Annotated in this window: 15 protein-coding genes; 6 read left to right on the forward strand and 9 right to left on the reverse strand. The window is 54.2% G+C overall.

The genetic code is table 11. The features are described 5' to 3' along the window. The first annotated feature begins 10 nt into the window (after positions 1-10). The 4 genes from P9H32_RS13160 to rsmA all read left to right on the forward strand — a co-directional run bounded on the left by P9H32_RS13160 (position 11) and on the right by rsmA (position 4723). Entirely contained in the window at positions 11-1843 is a 1833-nt protein-coding gene (locus P9H32_RS13160) for a Gldg family protein (protein ID WP_322609373.1), read from the forward strand. A 10-nt stretch (positions 1844-1853) separates the two neighbouring features. Beyond that, entirely contained in the window at positions 1854-2843 is a 990-nt protein-coding gene (locus tag P9H32_RS13165; protein WP_322609374.1) for a DUF4340 domain-containing protein, read from the forward strand. 97 nt (positions 2844-2940) lie between these two features. Continuing rightward, on the forward strand, positions 2941-3891 hold the full coding sequence (pdxA, locus tag P9H32_RS13170) for a 4-hydroxythreonine-4-phosphate dehydrogenase PdxA (RefSeq protein ID WP_322609375.1): 951 nt from the start codon (positions 2941-2943) through the stop codon (positions 3889-3891). 1 nt (position 3892) lies between these two features. Beyond that, a complete protein-coding gene (rsmA, locus tag P9H32_RS13175) occupies positions 3893-4723 on the forward strand; it encodes a 16S rRNA (adenine(1518)-N(6)/adenine(1519)-N(6))-dimethyltransferase RsmA (protein WP_322609376.1) in 831 nt (276 codons plus the stop codon). 343 nt (positions 4724-5066) lie between these two features. Here rsmA and P9H32_RS13180 read toward each other — a convergent pair whose 3' ends face one another. From P9H32_RS13180 to hpt, 7 genes are all read right to left on the reverse strand, one after another. After that, complete coding sequence (locus P9H32_RS13180) at positions 5067-5807, reverse strand: polyprenol monophosphomannose synthase (RefSeq protein ID WP_322609377.1); 741 nt, start codon at positions 5805-5807, stop codon at positions 5067-5069. A gap of 48 nt (positions 5808-5855) precedes the next feature. Further along, a complete protein-coding gene (locus P9H32_RS13185; RefSeq protein ID WP_322609378.1) occupies positions 5856-8972 on the reverse strand; it encodes a UvrD-helicase domain-containing protein in 3117 nt (1038 codons plus the stop codon). Between the two features lie 120 nt (positions 8973-9092). Next, positions 9093-10181: a lactonase family protein gene (locus P9H32_RS13190; protein ID WP_322609379.1), complete on the reverse strand. Its 1089-nt coding sequence runs from the start codon at positions 10179-10181 to the stop codon at positions 9093-9095. Between the two features lie 70 nt (positions 10182-10251). After that, a complete protein-coding gene (locus P9H32_RS13195) occupies positions 10252-11520 on the reverse strand; it encodes a DUF1501 domain-containing protein (protein ID WP_322609380.1) in 1269 nt (422 codons plus the stop codon). A 12-nt stretch (positions 11521-11532) separates the two neighbouring features. Beyond that, a complete protein-coding gene (locus tag P9H32_RS13200) occupies positions 11533-13869 on the reverse strand; it encodes a DUF1549 domain-containing protein (protein WP_322609381.1) in 2337 nt (778 codons plus the stop codon). A gap of 231 nt (positions 13870-14100) precedes the next feature. Then, positions 14101-14880 carry a 3-keto-disaccharide hydrolase gene (locus P9H32_RS13205; protein ID WP_322609382.1) on the reverse strand — a complete coding sequence of 260 codons (780 nt, stop codon included), beginning with the start codon at positions 14878-14880 and terminating at the stop codon, positions 14101-14103. Between the two features lie 57 nt (positions 14881-14937). Then, positions 14938-15477, reverse strand: a complete 540-nt coding sequence (hpt, locus tag P9H32_RS13210; RefSeq protein WP_322609383.1) for a hypoxanthine phosphoribosyltransferase — start codon at positions 15475-15477, stop codon at positions 14938-14940. Between the two features lie 116 nt (positions 15478-15593). Here hpt and gltX point away from each other — a divergent pair, with 116 nt between their 5' ends. Both gltX and P9H32_RS13220 read left to right on the forward strand, forming a co-directional pair. After that, complete coding sequence (gene gltX, locus P9H32_RS13215; protein ID WP_322609384.1) at positions 15594-16901, forward strand: glutamate--tRNA ligase; 1308 nt, start codon at positions 15594-15596, stop codon at positions 16899-16901. Between the two features lie 44 nt (positions 16902-16945). Further along, positions 16946-18394 (forward strand): ATP-binding protein, encoded by a 1449-nt coding sequence (locus tag P9H32_RS13220; protein ID WP_322609385.1) that lies wholly within the window; start codon positions 16946-16948, stop codon positions 18392-18394. Here the strand turns inward: P9H32_RS13220 and P9H32_RS13225 are convergent. Next, positions 18391-18810: a group II truncated hemoglobin gene (locus P9H32_RS13225; protein WP_322609386.1), complete on the reverse strand. Its 420-nt coding sequence runs from the start codon at positions 18808-18810 to the stop codon at positions 18391-18393. The two genes, P9H32_RS13220 and P9H32_RS13225, sit on opposite strands and share 4 nt — an antisense overlap. A gap of 100 nt (positions 18811-18910) precedes the next feature. Continuing rightward, complete coding sequence (locus tag P9H32_RS13230) at positions 18911-20740, reverse strand: bifunctional homocysteine S-methyltransferase/methylenetetrahydrofolate reductase (RefSeq protein ID WP_322609387.1); 1830 nt, start codon at positions 20738-20740, stop codon at positions 18911-18913. Between the last annotated feature and the right edge of the window lie 32 nt (positions 20741-20772).

The following is a 20772-nucleotide window of genomic DNA, read 5'->3' on the forward strand; positions in this document are numbered from 1 at the left end:
GAATTTTGATATGAATCATATGAAAAAAATGACCGGCCTGGCGGGGATATTTCTTTTGCTGGGCATACTTGTTGCCTTTAACGCGGTGTTGAAACCGGTGCGGATTCGGGCCGATGTCACCGAGGATAAACTCTATACGCTGTCGGATGGAACGAAGCAGCTGTTGAGCGATCTGAACCGCGATGTGACGCTTAAATTCTATTTTTCCAAAAGTAACGACCGTCTTCCGGTTCCGCTGAAAAATTTTGCTTCGCGTGTGCGGGATCTGCTCAGCGAATATGAATCGCGTTCCGGCGGATATCTTGTGGTGGAGGAATTTGATCCGAAACCCGATTCCGACGAAGAGGAATGGGCACAGCGTTACGGGCTGCAATCACAGACCGTGGATATGTTCGGTCTCGACGGCGGACTTTATTTCGGGGTTGTTGCGGTATCCGGTAATCGCGAGGCTGTCATTCCGGTGTTGTCGCAAAGTGCGGAACCGCGGCTGGAATATCTGCTGACCCGTATGGTTTCTGAAGTTTCGTCTGAAAGATCAGCCAAAGTGGGGATCATGAGCGCGTTGCCGGTGAATGGTTCGTCCGCCATGAATCCGATGATGATGCAACAGGGCGGCGGACGTTCCTGGGCTGTCGTTTCTGAAATTGAGCGGCAGTATGACGTGGAGCAGGTTGATATGACCGCCACCAATATTGCAGAAGATATTGATACGCTGGTGCTGATTCATCCGGCGGATATTTCAGAGGATACGCTCTATGCCCTCGATCAGCTTGTACTGCGCGGCGGAAGATTACTGGCCTTTACCGATGCCATGTGCATTACCGCGCAGGAAACAGCGAATCCCCAGATGATGCAGATGGGGATGCCGCCTCCGCAAACGGAGTCGGACCTCAATGCCCTGACGTCGGCCTGGGGGATTGAGATGACGCCCGGCCAGCTGGCGGCAGATGAAGCCGCGGCCAGTCTGCTCAATGCCGGCGGCGGTCGTGCTCAGCGTAATGCCACCTGGCTCTCGCTTCGCGAGCAGAATATCAACCGCGAAGATATTGCAACGGGTTCGCTCAATGATCTGATGCTTCCGTTTGCCGGGGCTTTCGAGGTTGCGGCCAGTAACGGTGTTGAGGTTGCCGAGCTGGTTTTCACCGCGGATGACGGGTATACCACCGGAACCATGGCGGCCCGCACGGGCGATATTGATATTCCGGCGCTCAAAAAACGGGTTCCGCTTGCGCTCCGGGTTTCCGGTACGTTCAAAACCGCTTTCCCTGATCGGGAGGAAGGGCTGAAGGAATCGGAGGACCCCGGCGTCGTGATTCTGGTTTCCGATGTCGACATGCTGGCTGACCGTATCGCCACCGACAGCGTGAACTTTATGGGACAGACTATTGTTCAGCCACGGAACGACAATCTGACCTTTGCTGTGAATATGGTGGAGCAGCTCTGCGGCAGCGAGGCACTGATCGGTCTGCGCAGCCGGAATGCATTTGATCGCCCGTTCGACCGGGTAATTGAACTGGAGAAACAGGCCGCCTTTAAATGGCAGGCTGAAGAAGAACGGCTTAATGCGCAGCTGCAGGCCACGCAGGCCAAGTTGTCGCAACTCCAGCAGTCGCGGGATGACGGCCAGCAGATGTTCCTGACACCGGAGCAGGAAGCGGAAGTGAAGAAATTTCGTAAAGAGGTTTTTGAAACCCAGCAGTCGCTCAAAGAAGTGCGCAAGAGTCTGCGGCGCGATATTGAAATGCTCGGAGTGCGCCTGAAGGCCTTCAACATTCTGGGGATTCCGCTGCTGGTTGCGGCATTCGGAATCGGCCGCGGTCTTTGGATGAAGAAAACACGTTAAGGAAAACGGTATGAATTCAAAAAAACTGATTGGAATGGGAATAGCATTGGTCGTGCTGGCAGGTATTGCCGCATTGCAGAACAGCGGTGGAAAAAAACGCAGCCCGCAGACCTCGAAGGAGGGAGCGACTCTGCTGCAGGGCCTGGAACTTAACGAAATTGAGAGCGTTGAAATCGCGGATGACGAAGCAAATGCGATGCTGGAAAAGAAGGACGGAAAATGGGTGGTGACCTCGCTGTTCGATTATCCGGCCGATTTCGGTAAGCTGGCCGATGCATTGCAGGATATGGCCGAAGTCCATATGGGCGAACCGGTGCGTTCGGCCAACGTCGATGCGGCAGAATACGGTTTGGATGAGGCCAAACGTATCACGCTGAAAAATCAGGGGTCTGCAGAGCTTACGCTGGAGATTGGAGCCCGGCGGGAAGGGGCCCGCTCGGCGGGCTGGGCCAACCAGCATTTTCTGCGGAAGAGCGGATCGGAAAATATCTATCTGGTCGATTATGATTTCCGGCCGTTTGCTGCAGAATCCGAGGAGTGGATTGATACTGAACTGGTGAATATTTCTTCGTCGGATATTGTATCGGTACAGGTTGGCGATGTGGAGCTGTACAGTGTCAGCAATACCTGGAAACTGGCGGATCTCGACGAAGAAACCGAAGAGTTCCAGTCCTCGGAAGCCGACAAACTGCGCCGGGCACTGCAGTACCTGAACTGCACCACCGTGGCCGATCCCGCGCTGTCGGATGCGGAACTCGGGTTCACCAATGCTGTGGTCTACACCGCTTCAACCACCAATAAAACCTATACCGTTCAGGTGGGCGGTGAAGCCGATGACGGACGTTATGTGCGGCTGTCCGGTGATGTTCCGGAAGCCCTTACGAACTGGACTTATATCGTACGCAGTTACGATGTAGACGATTTCATCATCCCCCGCGAAAAACTGGTTGAGGAAAAAGAAAAGCCGGAAGCGGGAGAGGATGAAAACAACGAGCAGTGATCTGCTGTCTGCTCATTACCTCCTCCTCATCGCCCCCGGCTTTGGCCGGGGGCTTTATCTTTTCTCGCCGGTGTGGTTGTGATAGAACCCACCGCTTATGAAACGAATCGGAATTACTATCGGCGATGTAAATGGAATCGGGCCCGAAGTTGCATTGAAGGCTGTGGCGCGAGGACGCTGGCCTAAGGATGTTGAATTTGTGTTCCTGGGGTCGGAAAAAATCGTGCGCGAACAGGCCCGGGTCATGAATCTTCCGGTCTCAAAGAAAATCGTTTTCCAATCCGTGGAAACCGAGCCGAAATGGGTGCCCGGAAAAATCGGGAAGAAAGCTGCACTGATGGCCGAAGAGGCGATTCGTAAAGCGGTGGAGGGCTGTCTGTCCGGTGAGCTGGATGCCATGGTTACGGCGCCGATCTGCAAAGAAGGCATGCATAAAGCCGGGATCATGATTCCCGGGCATACGGAATATCTCGCCGAGCTCACGCATACAGAAAATTTCGGCATGATGCTGATGGGCGGCGGACTGCGGGTGATGTTGGTGACGCGTCACCTTCCCATTTCAAAAGTGCCGGCGGCACTGAATAAGGAAACCATCGTTGAGCACATTCAGCTGACGGGGGAAGCGCTGAAACTGTTCGGGATTGAAAATGGAAAAATCGGCGTGTGCGGATTGAACCCGCATGCGGGCGACGGCGGGGTGATTGGGCGGGAAGAGATTGAAATCATTAATCCGGCGATTCGGCAGGTGCGAAAAAAGGGATATGCTGTTTCGGATGCGGTTCCGGCCGATACGATTTTTCATGAAGCGCGGCGCGGTGATTATGATGCGGTTGTGGCCATGTACCATGATCAGGGGCTGGCTCCGCTGAAGATGATGGGTTTTGACGAGGGGATTAATGTGACGCTCGGTCTGCCGATTATCCGTACCTCGCCCGATCACGGCACCGCTTTCGGCATTGCCGGGAAAAATGAGGCTTCGCCGAAGAGCATGAAAAACGCCATTAAACTCGCCATCGAAATGGCCTCCAATTCCAACCCCTGGAAATAAAATGTCTGAAGAATTTAGATTAACAAGTCCGAAGGATGTGCGGGCGTTGCTGGAAAGTCTGGGGCACCGGCCGAACAAGGGGCTGGGCCAGAACTATCTGATCGATGCCAACATTCTGGACATCATCGCCAATACGGCGGATATCCAGCCTTCGGAAAAAGTGCTCGAAATCGGTCCCGGTCTCGGAGCGTTGACGGAGCGGATTATTCCGAAATCGGCGGGGGTTACGTGCATCGAAAAAGATCCGGTGATGGCGAATTATCTGAAGACGCGGTTTACGGATTTCACGTTGATCGAATCCGATGCACTGGACGTGGATATGGATCTGCTTTTTGCCGATGGCATCACCAAGGTGGCCGCCAATTTGCCGTATTCCGTGGCGAGCCGGTTAATGGTCGATATTGCCGAGTGTGAACACCGGCCGGAGCGGATGTCGCTCACGATCCAGAAAGAGGTGGCGGACCGTCTGTGCGCGCCGGCGGGGGATAAACATTACGGGGTCTTGTCGGTGCTGACCGGAGTGTTTTATGAAAACACGTTGGTGAAAAAAATCAGTCCGACCTGTTTTCTTCCGCCGCCGAAGGTGTGGTCGGCCGTCGTAAAAATGCAGCGCCGCGAAGTTCCAATGGTTGGAAGCGACGTTTATCCCACTTTTAAAAAGCTGGTGAAACACTGTTTCTCTCAACGCCGTAAGCAGGTGGGGACCATCCTTAAAAAGCTGGGTGTATCCCCGGTCGACGACCTTCTCTTCGATGCGGGCATCGAACACACGGAACGTCCGGAAAAAATTGAGATCGAACGCTGGGCCGAACTGGCGTGTTTGCTCAAATAAGTTGTCAGAGTCATTCGCCTTCTGGCCGGGAATCCACGTGTTTCTGTTCGTTCGTCAGAAAAAATATTTTTCGCAAACCGCGAAGAGGCAAATTGCAATGACGAAGGCACCCGCTGCGATGGGTGCGCCCATGACGAAGTACGGACGTTCGCCGGTCAGGCGAACGAGTCTGTATCCTTCGATGAGGTCAAAAAAGGAAAGTCTGCAGGGGATCTTGAACGACCGATCGCCATGGCGTCGCAGGAATTTTTTAACTGATACGATGACGCAGGTTGAATACACCATGAGCAGGAAGGTATAAATTCCGACAATGGTTAATCCAATGACCTCTCGATCCACGAAACTATTTCTTCCCCTTCGGCTTCCGGCGGAAGCCGTTGCGGATGGCGAGGGTCCAGACCACCCATAGAGCTTCGTAGATAATATTTCCGCTCATTTTAGAGGTGCCTTCCTGACGGTCTTCAAAAACAATAGGAACTTCGCCGATGCGGAAGCCCTTCATCCAGGCCTTGTGTGTCATTTCAATCTGGAAGCCGTAGCCGTTGGCTTTGACCTGGTCAAAGTCGTAGGATTCAAGGACTTCGCGGCGAAAACATTTAAACCCGCCGGTCGGGTCGGAAACCGGCATGCCGGTGATGAGGTGCACATACACCGCGGCGCCGCGACTGAGCAGCAGACGGGACATCGGCCAGTTGAGGACACGGATACCGCCGCAGTAGCGGGAGCCGATGACGAGATCGTGACCGGCGAGAATCTTATCGCGAAAGCTGGGAATAGCTGCCGGATCGTGTGAAAAATCGCAGTCCATCTCCATCACAAATTTATAGTCACGCTCCAGTGCCCATCGGAACCCGGCGATATAGGCCCGTCCGAGACCATCCTTGGAGGTGCGGTGGAGCACGTGAATACGGTCACTTCGCCGGGTGAGCGCATCGGCCATATCGCCCGTTCCGTCCGGGGAATTATCGTCAACAAAAAGAATGTGCACATGCGGAGAAGCATCCACTACCGCCGTCGCGATTTTGTTGATATTCTCTTTTTCGTTGTAGGTCGGGATGATAACCAGCGTGTCTATATCATTCATGTTGCAAAATGTAGGCTGAATACCCTTATAACATCAAGAGCATGCCGGTTAAATTTCGAGGGGAATCAGACGGGTTCCTGTGCCGGAAACCACCACCAGGTGAATAGATGTGCCGGTCGCTTCAGGATAAAATCGGTCTGCTGCGAGAGCGTAGAGTTTCATCTGCCCCCGATACGTGTCCTTGATGTGTTCATCCGGTGCGTTGGTGAATTTATAGTCAAAAACAGCATAACCGGTGTGTGTTTCGCAAAGCAGGTCAATCGTACCGTCAATCAGTTTGCCGTCATGATGCAGCACGAACGGCAATTCCGGGCGAAGCCGTTTCATACCCTCTGTTGCCGAAATCATCTGCCGGCGCACCTCTTCAATTCGTTCGGCAAGGTCGGCGGCGTCGGTTTTGGATACGCCGAAATCATTTTTCAGTTTTTCCAGCCATTCAGAGACATCGCCCTGCCAGGTATTCAGTGCCAGATGTTCGAGGACCGCGTGGCCGAGAGATCCCAGGGCGGCGGCATCTTTTCCTGTCAGAGGGGAGAGGGGGAACGGGGGAGAGGGGCTATAGATTTCATCATTTTCCAGTTCATCGCGCTCTTTGGCATAGCGGGTGGCGGGGATGCGCTCAAGGTTCGGTTTTTCGGGAGCAGCGGGAAGCTGATCCAAGGCGGCCTGCAGCTCGGCTTCAGTGGGAATGTTGCCGGGGCTGATCGGAGTCCGGCCAACGGCTTCCGCCAGTTCGGTGTAGGCAATGGCGGGAATTTGATTGCCGATCATGGGGTCCAGATATTTCAGCCAGCCGGCGGGACTCCGGCCGACGGTGGCGGAGGTTATGACCAGATCGCGCGCGCGGGTCATGGCCACATAAAACAGATTTTTGTCTTCGTGCTGGCGGACGGCTTTGGCTGCGGCGCTGGCTTTGGCAAAACCCGGCGATTCGGCCTTGGTTTTATCGGGATTCGTCAGCCGAAGCTCCAGGGCATTTTCATGGATGCGGATGAAGCCTTTGTCGCCGTTATCGGAAAAGCTGCAGTCAGGAATCATTACTACACGTTTAGTCAGCCCTTTGGAGCCATGCACGGTCATAATGGTTACGGCGTTCTGTGCAGGATCCAGCAGGGCGGCTTCAGGAACCTGCGGCGGTTCGGCGATCATTTCGGCCAGCTTGCGGGCGACCATGGCCGGCGTAGTCCGGGCACCGCGTTCTGTTTCGCGAAGCCAGTCGAGTATTTTACGCAGGTTGGCCAGCCGCTGTTCGCCGCGCGGCAGACCCGCCAGCAGGGCATCGTAGCCGGTTTCTTCAATCAGCATACGTACGAGTTCTGAGGTGAGATGGGTTCCGGTCAATGCGGCGTAGCGGTCGATGACATCCGTTTCCTCATCGTACGAAGCTTTAAGTTCATCGATTGAAAATCCGTCTTTATTCCAGGCCAGCCGGGCAATCTGTTCGTCGGAAAGTCCGATCCAGGGCGAGCGGAGAAAACCGATGAGCGAAAGCGCGTCGTCGGGATTGGTGATGGCGGTGAGAAAGAGAGATACGTCTTTAGTTTCCTGCCGGCTGAACAGACCGCGTCCTTTTCCGCCGAGCGTGTAGGGAATGCCGGCATGCTGCAGAGCCTGTTCAAGCGCCGACTGATTGGTGGTGCGGCGCAACAGAATAAGGATATCGGAATAGCGATAGGTGTTGTGGTTTTCCGATGGCTGGAATCCGTCTGAATAGCGGAAATTCGGTTTCCAGTCATTGGAACCGCTGACCAGCAGCTGAATCCGATGGGCGACAGCTTCCATTTCCTGTGCCGTTTTATCGGAACGGGGTGCTTCATCGTCCCCGTCATAGTGCAGGAATTCAACGCAGGGTTTTTCTCCGGCGGTCTTAAATGCATCGTTGGTTTTCAGCTGATCACCCTCCGCATAGTCCTCGGAAGCATAGACTGTACTGAAAAGGGCATTTACACAGTCGATAATCGGTGCTTTGGATCGGTAGCTGATCTGCAGATTTTCGAGCGCATGGTTTTTGCGTGAAAGAATGGCCTTTTCAAGGTCGGGCATTACCTGTGGATCAGCCCCCCGCCAGGTGTAGATGCTTTGCTTTTTATCCCCGCAGATCACCAGATAGGTTTCTTCGTTCCAAAGGGATTGAATAAGTTCGCACTGAATCCGGGAGGTGTCCTGCACTTCGTCGACGATTACATAGCGGAATTCGGGCTTTGCTTTTCCGGATTTCAACAGCGTTGCCGCCATGTGCAGCTGGTCGGCGAAATCGACGGCATCCATTTCGTGTTTTGCCTGTTTGAACTTCCGGTAAACGGTCTGGGCATATTCTGCATATGCTTTGGCTGCCGGAAACCGGCGGGTATAGCCGAGGGTGTTGATGCCGTTTTCGAGCAGTTCAAAGAAATCATCCGATATCGGTTTCTGTCCTTTGCCCGCTCCGAATTTGCCAAGGCTGAGGCCGCACAGTTGTTCAATCAGTTCTTCCGGATTCCCAACGGTCGGAATCAGCGTTTCCAGGGCCTGGAAAACGGGTTGTGCTTTGGCGGTGAGTTTCGGCAGCTCTTTCATCCGTTCCAGAATCGATGAAAAATCGGCCAGCGAGGGGAGGGGCTGCGGGGAGGGGAGCAGGTTGACGGCGTGGTCGAGGGTGATGCCGGCGGAATCGGCGGCCTCGAAAAGCTTCGGAATACTTTCGGTGATGCTGGAGCCGAATCCGCCGGTTCCGATGATGTGCATGCCCGAGCAGAAATCGCGGAAATCCGGGTCTGTTTCGAGTTTTTGAAGCAGTTCTTCCCGGCAGATCCGGTTCAGCAGTTCTTTGTGTTCATCGCCCTGCAGTACGCTAAACGCGGGTGATAGCCCTGCATCGAGCGCATGTTCGCGCAGCAGTTTGGTGCAGAAGGAGTGAATCGTTCCGATGGGCGCTGAAGGCAGGTGATTGAGTGCGGTGATGGCCCGTTCCGCGGTGTCAAAGTCGTCGTCCAGCTCTGCTGTTCGCCGGGCTTTCTGGAACCGATGCGCCACGCGCATCCGCAGTTCGGCTGCGGCGTTCTCGGTAAATGTCATCAGGAGAATTTTACGCGGATCAATATCCTCCTCAAGCACCAGTTTTTCATAGAGGCCGGTCACCTGATAGGTTTTCCCGGTTCCGGCAGAAGCATTGTAAACGATGTTCATAAGGAGAAACTATAAAGTCCTTTGAAAGTCGGCAGAAGCCGGAAAGAAAAATCTTTGCTGGCGCGATAGAGCCCTTTAGATGCAGGTCGAAGATCGGTGGAGACGTGATTTACGAGCGGCTTAATGGATGAATTCAAAGCAGATGGGTTCACTCTCCAGCGCAACCCGTGTGTCGGTAAAGGTCAGATCGGCGGTTTTCGGATCGATGCTGAAGATGACAATATCTTTGGAGAGCTGGCCGCCGACGATGAGCCATTGACCGGAGGAATCGATGTTGAAATTTCGCGGGAACCACACTTGCGCAGGTGTGGTTTTTATTCGCTCTGCCCCGGTGGCGGTGATGCGGAAGGTGATGAGGGCATCGCGACGTTGGGCGGAGCGGTCGCGGAGGGAGGTGTAGATCAGCTTGCCGTTGGGATGGATACGGATCTCGGCGGCGGTGAGGTCATTTTTATCTGCGTTTTCAGGCAGCATGGGGGTGGTGCTGAGGAAGTTGAGCCGGCCGTTTTCCAAGCACTGGAAAACGGAGAGACTGAGGTCGAGTTCATTGAGAACATACAGCCTTTTTCCATCGGCCGAAAATTTCATATGCCGCGGTCCCATGGCACCGCCGGGTACGACGGCTTCGCCGGCGGGGGCGAGGGAGCCTTCTTCGGGATTCATGCTGTAGATCATGATTTTGTCAATGCCGAGGTCGGCGACATAGGCGTGGGTGTTTTCAGGGTTCGGGTAGACCGAATGACCGAAGGCTTTTTTCTGTCGCTGGGGGTGTTTGCCGGAGCCGGTGTGCCGGTGAATGGAGATGGCTTCTGAAAGGGTTCCGTCGGAAATTTTAAAGGAGGCGACGCTTCCGGAGCCGTAGTAGGCGGTCATCAGCATTTGTCCGGTTCGGTCGGTGCTGACGTGACAGGAGCCTTTTTCGCCGGTCTGCTGTTCGCTGATCGGAGTAAGGGTTCCGTTGTCGCTGATTTTAAAGGAGGCGACGCCGGTGGCGTAGAGAAGGCGGTTGTCGGGGGAAACGGTTATGAAACCGGCGCCCCGGGTATCGGCGGCTTTGACCGGCGGTGAGAGTTGACCGGTTTCGGTGTCGAGGTCGGTGAAGTATATTCCGCCGTCTTTTCCGGTTCCGATGTAAACGCGTTCGATTTTCGCGGTGGCGCATCCGGAAAGAAGTGATGCGACGGCCAGAGACAGCAATACGGCTTTCATATAAAAACTCCCGATCAGTTGAAGGGACATGGTAGTGAAACGGCCGCGGGTTTCCAAACCCTGGAACTTTTTAAATGAGGCCCGGAACCGGGGCGCCTTTGTAGCCGACATTAAAGGGGCGGCCGGAATCGGACATGACCACTTTTTTGATGGGCATGCCCATCGCGGTGCCGATGGTGGCATGCAGATCGGGAATCGTGACTTTGTCGGCGGCGACTTCGTGGCCGCGGTCGGTGGCGCCGATGATCTGTCCGGTTTTGATTCCGCCGCCGCCGATTACGGTGCTGAAGGCTTTGGCCCAGTGGTCGCGGCCGAGGGATTCCGGTTTGAGTTCCGGATTGCGGCCAAACTCTGTGGCAACGACTACGATGGTGGATTCGAGCAGTCCGCGGTCGGAAAGATCCTGCATAAGTGCGGCGAGTGCGCGGTCGAGATCGCGTGCTTTTTCCTCCGGCATTTCGGCATGGGTATCCCAGCCGCCTTTGGTTACTTCCACACAGCGTACGCCGCTTTCAATGAGGCGTCGTGCCAAAAGGCAGCCCTGTCCGAATTTTGATTTTTCACCGTATTTCACCTTGGTCGCGGCTGTTTCCTGATGGATGTCGAATGCGGCGAGGTCTTCACTTTCCATCAGGGTGACGGCTTCGTCGTAGAATTTCTGGTAGGCGGTGATGGAGCGTTGGCTGTACTTTTCGCGGAAGCGGCTGTCGAAGACGTTGGCGAGTTCGAGCTGATCATGATATTGCTGTTCATTAACCCAGCCCGGCCGCTTGCTGTACTGGAGGCCTTTGCCGGCGTCGCCGATGGGCACGGCCCCGAGTTCCGGGGGCAGAAATCCGGCATAGGGATAGTCGGAGCCGGGTGCGATGACAATATTTCCGGGCAGGGCGGGGTTTATTTTTCCCTGATGAAGCATGGACCAGCTTCCAAGGGTTGGATGAACAATGCTGCCGCGCGGGTCATAGCCGGTGTGCATGAGATAGTTGCCCTGCTGGTGTGCGCCCTGCGTCGAATACATAGAGCGGATAACGGTGAGTTTATCCATCTGTTTTGCGGTGTGGGGAAAAAACTCGCTTATTTGTATGCCGTCCACATTTGTTCCGATGGCTTTTACGGGCCCGCCTTCTTTTGTGCCGGGGTGGGGATCGAACGTGTCGAGGTGGCTCATGCCGCCGGCCATGTAGAGGAAAATCAGTTTTTTATCGGTGTTGGGCAGGGCCGCGGCCAGTGCGGGGTTGATGAAGTGTGCTCCGACTCCGACACCGAGTGCGGATTTGGCTATACGGCTCATGAAACTTCGGCGGCCCAGTTCGCCGGCTTTATAGAATGGATTGTTCATGGTTTTCTCCGACTATTGGATATACATAAATTCGCGGGTGTTCAGCAGGGCCCAGAGGATCATGCGGTTGCCGGTGCGTCCTTTATTGGCTGAGAGCACTGCGGTGGCAATTTCAAGATCTTCGGGAGTCGGGTTGCGGGTGAGTACACTGCGGAAGATGACGTTGAGTTTTTCTTCCTGCGTTTCCTGCCCGGCGATTTTTTTCGACAGCACGGAGCGGTCGTTATCGAGAATGTAGTGTATGGGGCCGTTGAGCATATTGAGCACCTGCGTGACGTTGGGGTCGGTGCGGCCGGTGCCGATAATTTTACGGTCCGATTGTCCGAACTGCCGGACAAAATGGTAGGCCGGTGCCGGAGAGGCCAGTTCGGAGGCGCGCACGAGTCCGCGGTCGAGCCCGTGCCAGCGCGGATCGGTCATGTGGTCAAAACTCCAGGTGTTGAAGTTGGCCCCGTAGCGTCCGGCTTTGCGTTTTGATTTTGAGTTAAACAGTTTATAGGCCTCTTTTTCCGCCTGTTTCCGAGCGGCTTTTTCGGCATCGATTACATCATCGGTATAGTAGGCCACAAGTTCTTCGATGGGGGTGAAATAAAGCTTGTCCGCGTATGTTCTGTATTCCGGTGCGGTATAGCGGGATCCATGGCCCTTGCGTTCGTCGGGATCGACAATGGCGAGTGTGACGAGCGAGTCCCACATCTGTTCGCCGCTCATACGCATCAGCGGTCGGCCTTCATAGTGATATTCAGCCAAGTTTTCAGGAAGGTCGGCGGAGAGGGTCTCCATCTGCCAGGTCCGCGTGTTGTATAGAATGCGCAGAAAATCCTTCAGGTTGTAGTCAGCCTCTTTCATGATTTTTTCGAGGTAGGTCATCAATGCCGGGATCTGTGCCTGGGTGTCGTATTTGATATGGTCAACGGGTTCGATGAGTCCGACGCCCATGACTTTTTTCCAGAGCCGGTTGGCAACGGCTACGGTGAACCATTGATTTTCTTCAGAAGTCACCCAACGCCCGAAGGCTTCACGCGGGCTGTCGATGATTTCGGGTTGATGCCCGAAAATGACCTGCGGGGGAACCGGTTCACGCGGTTTGGCATCGGCATACTGATAGTCCTTCGGCAGGCGGTTCCAGCGGTTGAAAACCGGTTCCCAGACGGCCTCGCGGTAGCGGTATGCCATATTGTTGCCGAAATATTTTTCCTGTTTGACCGAGATGGATATTCCGCTTTTTTCGATCTGGTTGAGGAAGTGTTTGTTCGCCACTCCGTTCCAGCGCATGCCGCCGAAATAGGAGGTAAGGCTCTGGAATTCATACTGATTCCATTTGTCGTAGGGATGGTCGTGGCACTGGGCGCACTGAAGCTGCATGCCGAGAAAGGCCTGCATGTTATTGGCCATGTGGTCGGGGGCCATATTGGCATCGCTCGCGGCCCAGCCGGTGGCTCCGTTCTGATAGGGCATTCCGGTGGCTGTGATGAGTTTATAAGCAAACTGGTCGTAGGGCATATTGCTGCGCAGTGCATCTTTCATCCATTCGCCATAGTAGACCGATGAAGGAAAGCGTGTGGTCTGCACTTTGAGCAGATCCGCCCAGAAATGAAACCAATGACTCACATATCCTTCCGTGCTGAAGAGATGATCGATGAGTTCGGTGCGTTTCCCCGGATCTCTGGATGCCAGAAAACTGACGGCTTCATCGTGCGTCGGAATGCGGCCGACAATGCCGAGGTAGGCCCGACGGACAAAGATGCGGTCTGTTGCCGGTTGGGGCTTTGGAACTGTATTGGCCTTCCGGTGCAGCTTGATAAGGCGATCGATTTCGCGCGCTTTTGCGCGCACCAGTTTATTGGACATCTTCACCGGGTGTTTCGGTTCCGGGGTGAGATCAAGCCGCAGGCCTTCTTCCGTGCCGTATTTCTGAAGGGAGAGTCGGGTATTGCCGACGGCTTTGGGCGGCTTGTTTTTTTCATGTTCCGGGATACCTTCCCAGTTTCCAAAGCGCGCGCCTTCCTTGATCCATTGTCTGATTACGGCGAGCTGTTCCGGGGTGGCGGGGTCACCTTTTCCGGTTGGCGGCATGATGCCGGGTCGGCCTTCCGGCAGGGTCATACGCTGAAAAAGGACGCTTTTTTCCGGCTGCATTTTTTCTACGATTGAGCCGTAGTCTCCGCCGGCTTTGATGGCGTCGGCGCTGTCGAGCAGCACACCGCCCTCCGGCGCGGCAATACGTGCGCTGTGGCAACGGAAGCATTTTTCCTGAATAATGGGCAGGACATCGTGCTCGAAGTCGATGACTGCGAGAGCGGTTATCGACTGGGTCAGGGATATCATGGCCGCTATTCTGATAAACAAGTGGGTTCTCATGGTTTGGTCTCTATCTGTTCCGGATCTTTACTACGCGTTGCAGTATAAATAAAAACACAAAAAATGCGAGGATAAGCTTAAAATATTATCATAATTATAGGGGAAGGTGAGCGGGCGCGGGAGTGATCTGAAACCGGCCGGAATGGGTCCGGTTGTCAGGGCACAAAAAAGCCCGACGTACGGCCGGGCTCTGTGGTGAGGGTTGAGAAGAAATTATGATTATTCGGCGGGCAGTTCTTTGATCCGAATATTTCGGTAGAGCAGTTCCGCCCATTCCGCCTGAAGACCGATATGGCCTTTTTCGAGGGGAATGTATGATCCGTCGTCGGTCTTCTGTTTGATATCCGTGAGAACGAGCACCTTTTCACCATTCAGGATGAAGACGGCTTTCTCGGCGCCATAGACTCGGATTTCCATTTCATTCCATTCCCCCAGGGGCTTTTCGGTGCCGAGCCGGGTCCGTACACCGCGTCCTTCTTCGGGGTTGCCTTCCGGGTCATAAAATTTTCCGGTTTTCGTTGTTGTGGCTCGGAGATTTTTACCCAGTACAAACAGATCGCCGGCATGAAATCGATGTTTTTGTGTGGCGTCGCCGGGGGTTTCGCCGATCTGCATTTCAATGGAAAGGGGCCATACTTTTTTCAGATCGCCGTGGACATGGAAAAGCAGTCCGGCATCCCGGTCCCAGTCGGTTCGCGGGGCATAGCGGTTGCCGACCCATTTGTATTCCAGTTTGAGAATATAGCGGCTGTATTCCTTTTCTGTGTTGAGGCAGTCATTTTCCTGTTTGGAACCGGCTTCCCGGCCGGCATAGGTGTGGATGGCCTGTTCTTCTTCGTTCACGGAAAAAGCCCCCCAGTCGCCGGGACCGGAGGAGCGGGCAGCTGTCCATCCCTCCAGAGTCTTTCCGTTGAATAAAGAAATAAACCCCTCGTCGTTAGCGAAGGTGCTTGCGGTCAGTGCCACGGCGGCAAGTACGGTGTATAGATATCGTTTCATAATGAGAGTTCCTGCCCGGCTTTAGGCGTCGAGTGATTAAAGAATCTGTTCGGGTGATCAGTGGAAGTTTACGCGGGCGATGTGAGGAAGTTCCCGGTATTTATTGTCGTAATCCAGCCCGTAGCCGACGACGAAGAGATCGTCGATCTGAAAGCCGGCATAATCGGCTTCGAATTCGACCGCACGGTTGGTTATTTTGTCGAGCAGTACGCAGGAGTACACCGATTTTGCGCCGCGTTCGAGCATGAGTTTTTTGGTGAACGCGAGGGTGCGGCCGGAGTCGAGAATATCATCAACAAGCAGGACGGTGGCATCGGTTAAATTTTCGCGGATATCGTGAATGATTTCAACCGTGCCGGAAGAGACGGTTCCGGCACCGTAGCTGGAGAGGGTCATGAAATCGATGTGCGGGTGGGCGTTGTGGCGATAGAAGCTGCGCATGAGGTCGGCAAAAAACATAAAACTGCCTTTGAGAATGCCGATTACGACCAGGCGGTCGGGTTGCCCCGCCGCGACAATTTCATCCACCAGTGCATCCACGCGCTCGGCGATGGCTTTTTTATCGATAAGGATTTCTTTTACATCGTGCTCTCTCATGGGTAGTCTCCGCGGTTCAAAATTCAAAAAAAGTAATGTGATTAATTTTTTGACCGGATAACAGAATAAATCGGATTAAAGGTTTTGTTTTCCGGTGGAACTGCTGGAGTGATGTAATGAAAGTTCGTACACGTTTTGCCCCGAGCCCGACCGGGAAAGTTCATATCGGAAATATCCGGGTCGCGATTTATAACTGGCTTTTTGCGCGTCATAACGGCGGCGAGTTTGTTCTGCGGGTGGAGGATACAGATATTGAACGCTCTACACCGGAGGCGATTCAGGCCATGCTGGATGCCATGGACTGGCTTGGATTTGATATCGACGGTGAACCCCTTTACCAGACCACCCGTCAGCAGGCGCATCTCGCGGCCGCAGAGCGGCTGCTCGAAAAGGGATTGGCTTATAAAGAGGATAAAGGCGGAACGGGACAGGGTGAGTGCGTTATCTTTAAAATGCCGGGGACGAATGTAACATTTGTGGATGGCATTAAAGGCAAGATGACCAAGAAGGCCGAGAACATGCAGGACTTTGTGATTGTCCGCTCCAACGGAACCCCGGTGTTCCATCTGGCCAACGTGCTCGATGATATTGAGCAGGGGATCACGCATGTGATCCGCGGGGATGACCACGTGGAAAACACATTTCGTCACATTGCGCTCTACGAAGCGCTTGGCGCAGACGTACCCCATTTTGCGCACCTTCCCATGATTGTTAACCGGCAGGGTAAACCGTATTCCAAGCGTGACGGCGATGCCTTTGTGGGTGATTTCCGGGAAAACGGCTACACGGCCGATGCGCTGTTCAACTATCTTGCGCTGCTCGGCTGGTCGCCGGGCGATGACCGGGAAGTGATGACGCGTGAAGAAATAGTTGAGGCTTTCACGCTGGAGCGCTGCCAATCATCGCCGGCGCAGTTTGATATGAAAAAGCTGGGCTGGATGAACGGGGAATATCTGCAGAAACTTTCCGATGCCGAATTTGAAACGCTGGCGTTTGCCGAATTGAATAAAGCCGGGGTGGAGGCCGATCCCGACTATGTGAAGTCGGTCATTGCGCTGATTCGCGACCGTGTCAAAAACATCATAGAAATTGTACCTATGACGGGATACTTTTTCACCGAAGATTTTGAATATGATGAAAAAGGCGTGCGCAAAAAACTGCAGAAAGAGGGGGTTGCGGACACCCTCAGCCGGGTGAAGGAAATTTTCCAGTCGCTGGATGTTTTTGATGAGGCATCCACCGATAAAGCACTTCACGATTTTGTTGAAGAGTCCGGGCTGGGTTTCGGAGCTGTAATGGCACCGACGCGTCTGGCAGTGTCGGGGGTACAGTCGGGGCCGGATCTTTTTCCGCTGCTGGCCGTACTTGGGCGTGAACGGGTTATTGAACGCATGGATCGAACCATCGAACGGTTTTTGACATAGGATCCCGCAACGGAGGGCGCAGGGATCTTCCGTGATTGAGATATATGGACCTGATTTTCTTAGTTTTTCTGTTACTTGCTGCTGTGACGGTGATCACCATTCTGGTGGTTCAGAACCGTTCTCTTCAGCGTTTGCTGAAAGAGGCTAAGGATGTCAGCAAACGGGATGCGGATATTGCGATCCTGGTCAGTATGAACGAGGATACAGAGGAGGCTCGGGAAAAACTGCAGGAAGCCAACGCGCAACTCCAGAAATCGATTTCCCGGGCAAACAAACTGGCTATTGATGCTCAGGCGGCCAGCGTGGCCAAAAGTCAGTTTCTGGCGAATATGAGTCATGAGATCCGCACGCCGATGAACGGTATCATCGGCGTGACCAATCTGCTGCTCGACTCCAATCTGAATGAGGACCAGCAGGAGCTGGCCTCAACGGTTCACCGAAGCGGTAAAGCCCTGCTTTCCATTGTAAATGACATTCTTGATTTTTCCAAAATTGAAGCGGGGCATATGGCGGTGGAAATCCGCGATTTTAACCTGAAGGAAGTTTTGGGGGATCTGAAGGCTATGTTGACCGTGCAGGCCGAGAAAAAGGGTATCGGTCTGTGTGTACAGGTGGAACCGGGCGCTCCCGAAAAACTGTGCGGTGATGTGGCCCGGTTGCGGCAGATTCTTACAAACCTGATCGGGAACGCGATTAAGTTTACCGATGAAGGTGAGGTATCACTGTTTGTGAGGATGGCCAATAATCATGCGGACCACATCCATCTCCGGTTCGAGGTGCAGGATACCGGAATCGGGATTGAAGAGGAAAAACTGCGGTATGTATTCGAAGCTTTTCAGCAGCAGGACAGCTCCACTTCGCGGAAATATGGAGGTACCGGACTGGGCCTGACCATCTGCAAGCAACTGGTCGAAATTATGGGCGGTGAAATCGGTGTGAGCAGTGTTCCCGGGCAGGGATCGCTTTTCTGGTTTGAAATTCCTGTAAACTTGCAGAAAATCCATGGGCAGGGCGTATTTGACTTTGTCGATACCGCACAACGCCCCGTTAAAGAAGAGCCCTCCGATACCCAGGATGTCATGGTCATGGCCCGCAGTCGCATTCGTGAAATGGATAGTGAACTGCGCATTCTGGTGGTGGAGGATAATCGTGTAAATCAAACGGTGGCGGTACGCACACTGGTGAAGATGGGGGTTCATGCCGAAGCGGTCGGCGATGGGGAAGAGGCCATTGAGCGGGTCAAAAGCCATTCTTATGACCTGATTCTGATGGATGTTCAGATGCCGAAAATGGACGGGTTGGAAACCACGCAGGTGATCCGGTCATTGGAAAAAGAGAATAACCTGCCGCGGATGCCGATTATTGCCATGACGGCCCATGCCCTCTGCGGTGATCGCGAACGCTGTCTGGAATCCGGCATGGACGGCTATATCACGAAGCCGATTAATGTTGCCGATCTTTCCGGTATTATTTTCCAGACATTGGAAAACTAAGGCCGGTTCTGGATACGCGATGCGGGCGTATTGAGCCGCATCAGCATAAAGGCCTTGAATTCTTCCGGCCAATCCTGTTTTTCGAGCGCTTTTTCCATGCAGAGCAGCCACATGTCTTTTTCTTTTCCGGAAATCGGTAAATGCGCGTGCGCGGCACCGAGTGCAACGGGACCGTATTTTTCTTCAAAAAGCTCCGGGCCGTTCATATAGCCGGACAGAAAACAGGCGAGCTTGTCGCGTGATTCGCTCAGATCGTTCGGATGCATGAAAAGAATCTTCCGGGCTTCCGGAAGCGTTTCCATAATATCATAAAAATCGTTGGCGAGTTTATAGCAACCTTCCACGCCGCCGGCGATTTTGAACTGGTTGTCGCCTTCGCGGTAATAGGTGAAAAGTTTTTCCAAATCCTGTGTCATAAATTTTAAACCTCACTAAAACGGTACTATATACGGCCGAGGCGGAAATATTTCCAGCCCTTGGATGAATTATTTAACCGGACCGTGCGCGGGCCCCGTGCTATGCAAGCACCTTCAGCGCAAGGTCGACGATGCCAAACGGGGCGCTGACCTGATAGCCGGCGACGCGGTCGGAAATGGCTTCACAGATTTCGCGGGCAATTTCGATGCCCAGAGCGCGGCCGTCTTCCTTGGTTTTTGCATGGCTCATGCGTTCGAGAATGGCATCCGGAATTTCCACCCCCGGCACTTCATTCGCCAGGAATTCCGCATTACGCAGGGAGACCAGCGGCCAGACACCGGCGACGACCGGAATACTGCCGCCTTTTTCTTCCGCGGCATCCATGAAGCGCAGCAGGGCCTCGGGATCAAAAATCGGCTGGGTGATGGCATATTCCGCACCGGCATTGATTTTGTTGAGATAATGCTGCAACTCGCGTTCCGGTTCCACGGCGCAGGGATTGGCGCCGACACCGATCAGAATACCTGTGGGAGGATTAATGATGTTTCCGCCGACATCGATGCCATGATTCAGGTTGTTCACGACCTGCGTCAGACCGACCGCATCAACATCAAAAACCGCGGTTGAGTCGGGGTAATCGCCGAGTTTCGGCGGGTCTCCGGTAATGATGAGATAGTTGCGCAGGCCGCCGGCATAGCCACCGAGCAGATCGGATTGCATGCCGATCAGGTTGCGATCGCGGCAGCAGTAGTGCAGCACCGTTTCAATGCCGACTTCGCGCTCGACTGCCAGCGCAGCAACCATGGGGGAAATGCGGGCTGATGCCCGCGGACCGTCAGGAATGTTGATGGCGTCAATTCCGGCCTCTTTGCACGTTCGGCACTGGGCGAGCATCGGCTTGAGATCGATGGAGCGCGGCGGTGTGATTTCCACACTGGTCACTTTTTCGCCGCGGGCCAGTTTGGCGCCGAATCCGCATTTTTCCGCCGCAGGAATGACCTCCACTTCCGGCGCTTCGTGATCGTCGTGCCGGGCAATCGCGATGTGCTGTTTGACCCCGGTCATCGATTTAATGCTTTTGGCCATTGTGGCGATGTCGGCCGGGGTTGTACCGCAGCATCCGCCGACGCCGCGGACGCCGAGCTGGATCATGCGTTTAGCGTATTCGGTGAAATATTCCGGGGAAGCCATATAGATCATACGGCCGTCAACTTCCTGCGGAAGGCCGGCATTGGCCATGACCACTAGCGGTTTTGTGGTATGGGGCAGGGCGCGTTCAGCGTTGCTGTAGGCCGCCGCCGGTCCGACGCCGCAGTTGAGGCCGACGCCGTCGACATTGGAGTCATTTTCCAGGGTTTGGATAATCTGTTCGATGGGGCGTCCTTTTACGGTTTTGCCTTCTTTCCCGGCTGTCATGGAAACGAAGACCGGTCGCCCGAATTCCTTTGCCACTTTGGCGGCAAGCTGGGCTTCCTGCACATGCGAGAACGTTTCGAAAAGAAAGAAATCGACGCCTTCATCGGCCAGTACAGCAATCTGTTCCCGGAAAATTTCCGCCAGTTCACCGGCTTTGGATTCCAGAAAGACGGAAGCGGATTTGAGGATCGGTCCGACTGATCCGGCAACCAGCGCATCTGGTCCGGCCGCATTGCGTGCGAGCCGGACCGCGGCACGGTTGATGGCTTCGAGCTGGTCGGCCAGACCGTGGCCGGTCAGTTTGAGACGGTTGGCCCCGAACGTGTTGGTTTCAATAACGTCTGCGCCGGCGTCGGCATATTCCTGATGTATTCCGGCAATCAGTTTCGGGTTGGTGACACACAGATGTTCGTAGCACGTGTTGATGAATACGCCCTTCGAATAAATCATCGTTCCCATCGCCCCGTCGAAGATGAGGGGATGTTCTGTCAAACGTTCAAGAATGTTTTTCATATCTGTCATTCCTATTATTCCACGATGGGGAA

The organism is Pontiella agarivorans, from assembly GCF_034531395.1.
Lineage (GTDB): Bacteria > Verrucomicrobiota > Kiritimatiellia > Kiritimatiellales > Pontiellaceae > Pontiella > Pontiella agarivorans.

Coding starts and splice junctions, on each gene's coding strand:
- P9H32_RS13160 (WP_322609373.1), top strand. CDS start 11: ATGAATCATATGAAAAAAATGACCGGCCTGGCGGGGATATTTCTTTTG.
- P9H32_RS13165 (WP_322609374.1), top strand. CDS start 1,854: ATGAATTCAAAAAAACTGATTGGAATGGGAATAGCATTGGTCGTGCTG.
- hpt (WP_322609383.1), bottom strand. CDS start 15,477: ATGAGAGAGCACGATGTAAAAGAAATCCTTATCGATAAAAAAGCCATC.
- P9H32_RS13225 (WP_322609386.1), bottom strand. CDS start 18,810: ATGACACAGGATTTGGAAAAACTTTTCACCTATTACCGCGAAGGCGAC.
- P9H32_RS13185 (WP_322609378.1), bottom strand. CDS start 8,972: ATGAACATCGTTTACAATGCTTCTGCCGGAACCGGGAAAACCTATCAG.
- P9H32_RS13230 (WP_322609387.1), bottom strand. CDS start 20,740: ATGAAAAACATTCTTGAACGTTTGACAGAACATCCCCTCATCTTCGAC.
- P9H32_RS13190 (WP_322609379.1), bottom strand. CDS start 10,181: ATGAAAGCCGTATTGCTGTCTCTGGCCGTCGCATCACTTCTTTCCGGA.
- gltX (WP_322609384.1), top strand. CDS start 15,594: ATGAAAGTTCGTACACGTTTTGCCCCGAGCCCGACCGGGAAAGTTCAT.
- rsmA (WP_322609376.1), top strand. CDS start 3,893: ATGTCTGAAGAATTTAGATTAACAAGTCCGAAGGATGTGCGGGCGTTG.
- P9H32_RS13220 (WP_322609385.1), top strand. CDS start 16,946: ATGGACCTGATTTTCTTAGTTTTTCTGTTACTTGCTGCTGTGACGGTG.
- P9H32_RS13180 (WP_322609377.1), bottom strand. CDS start 5,807: ATGAATGATATAGACACGCTGGTTATCATCCCGACCTACAACGAAAAA.
- P9H32_RS13195 (WP_322609380.1), bottom strand. CDS start 11,520: ATGAACAATCCATTCTATAAAGCCGGCGAACTGGGCCGCCGAAGTTTC.
- P9H32_RS13205 (WP_322609382.1), bottom strand. CDS start 14,880: ATGAAACGATATCTATACACCGTACTTGCCGCCGTGGCACTGACCGCA.
- pdxA (WP_322609375.1), top strand. CDS start 2,941: ATGAAACGAATCGGAATTACTATCGGCGATGTAAATGGAATCGGGCCC.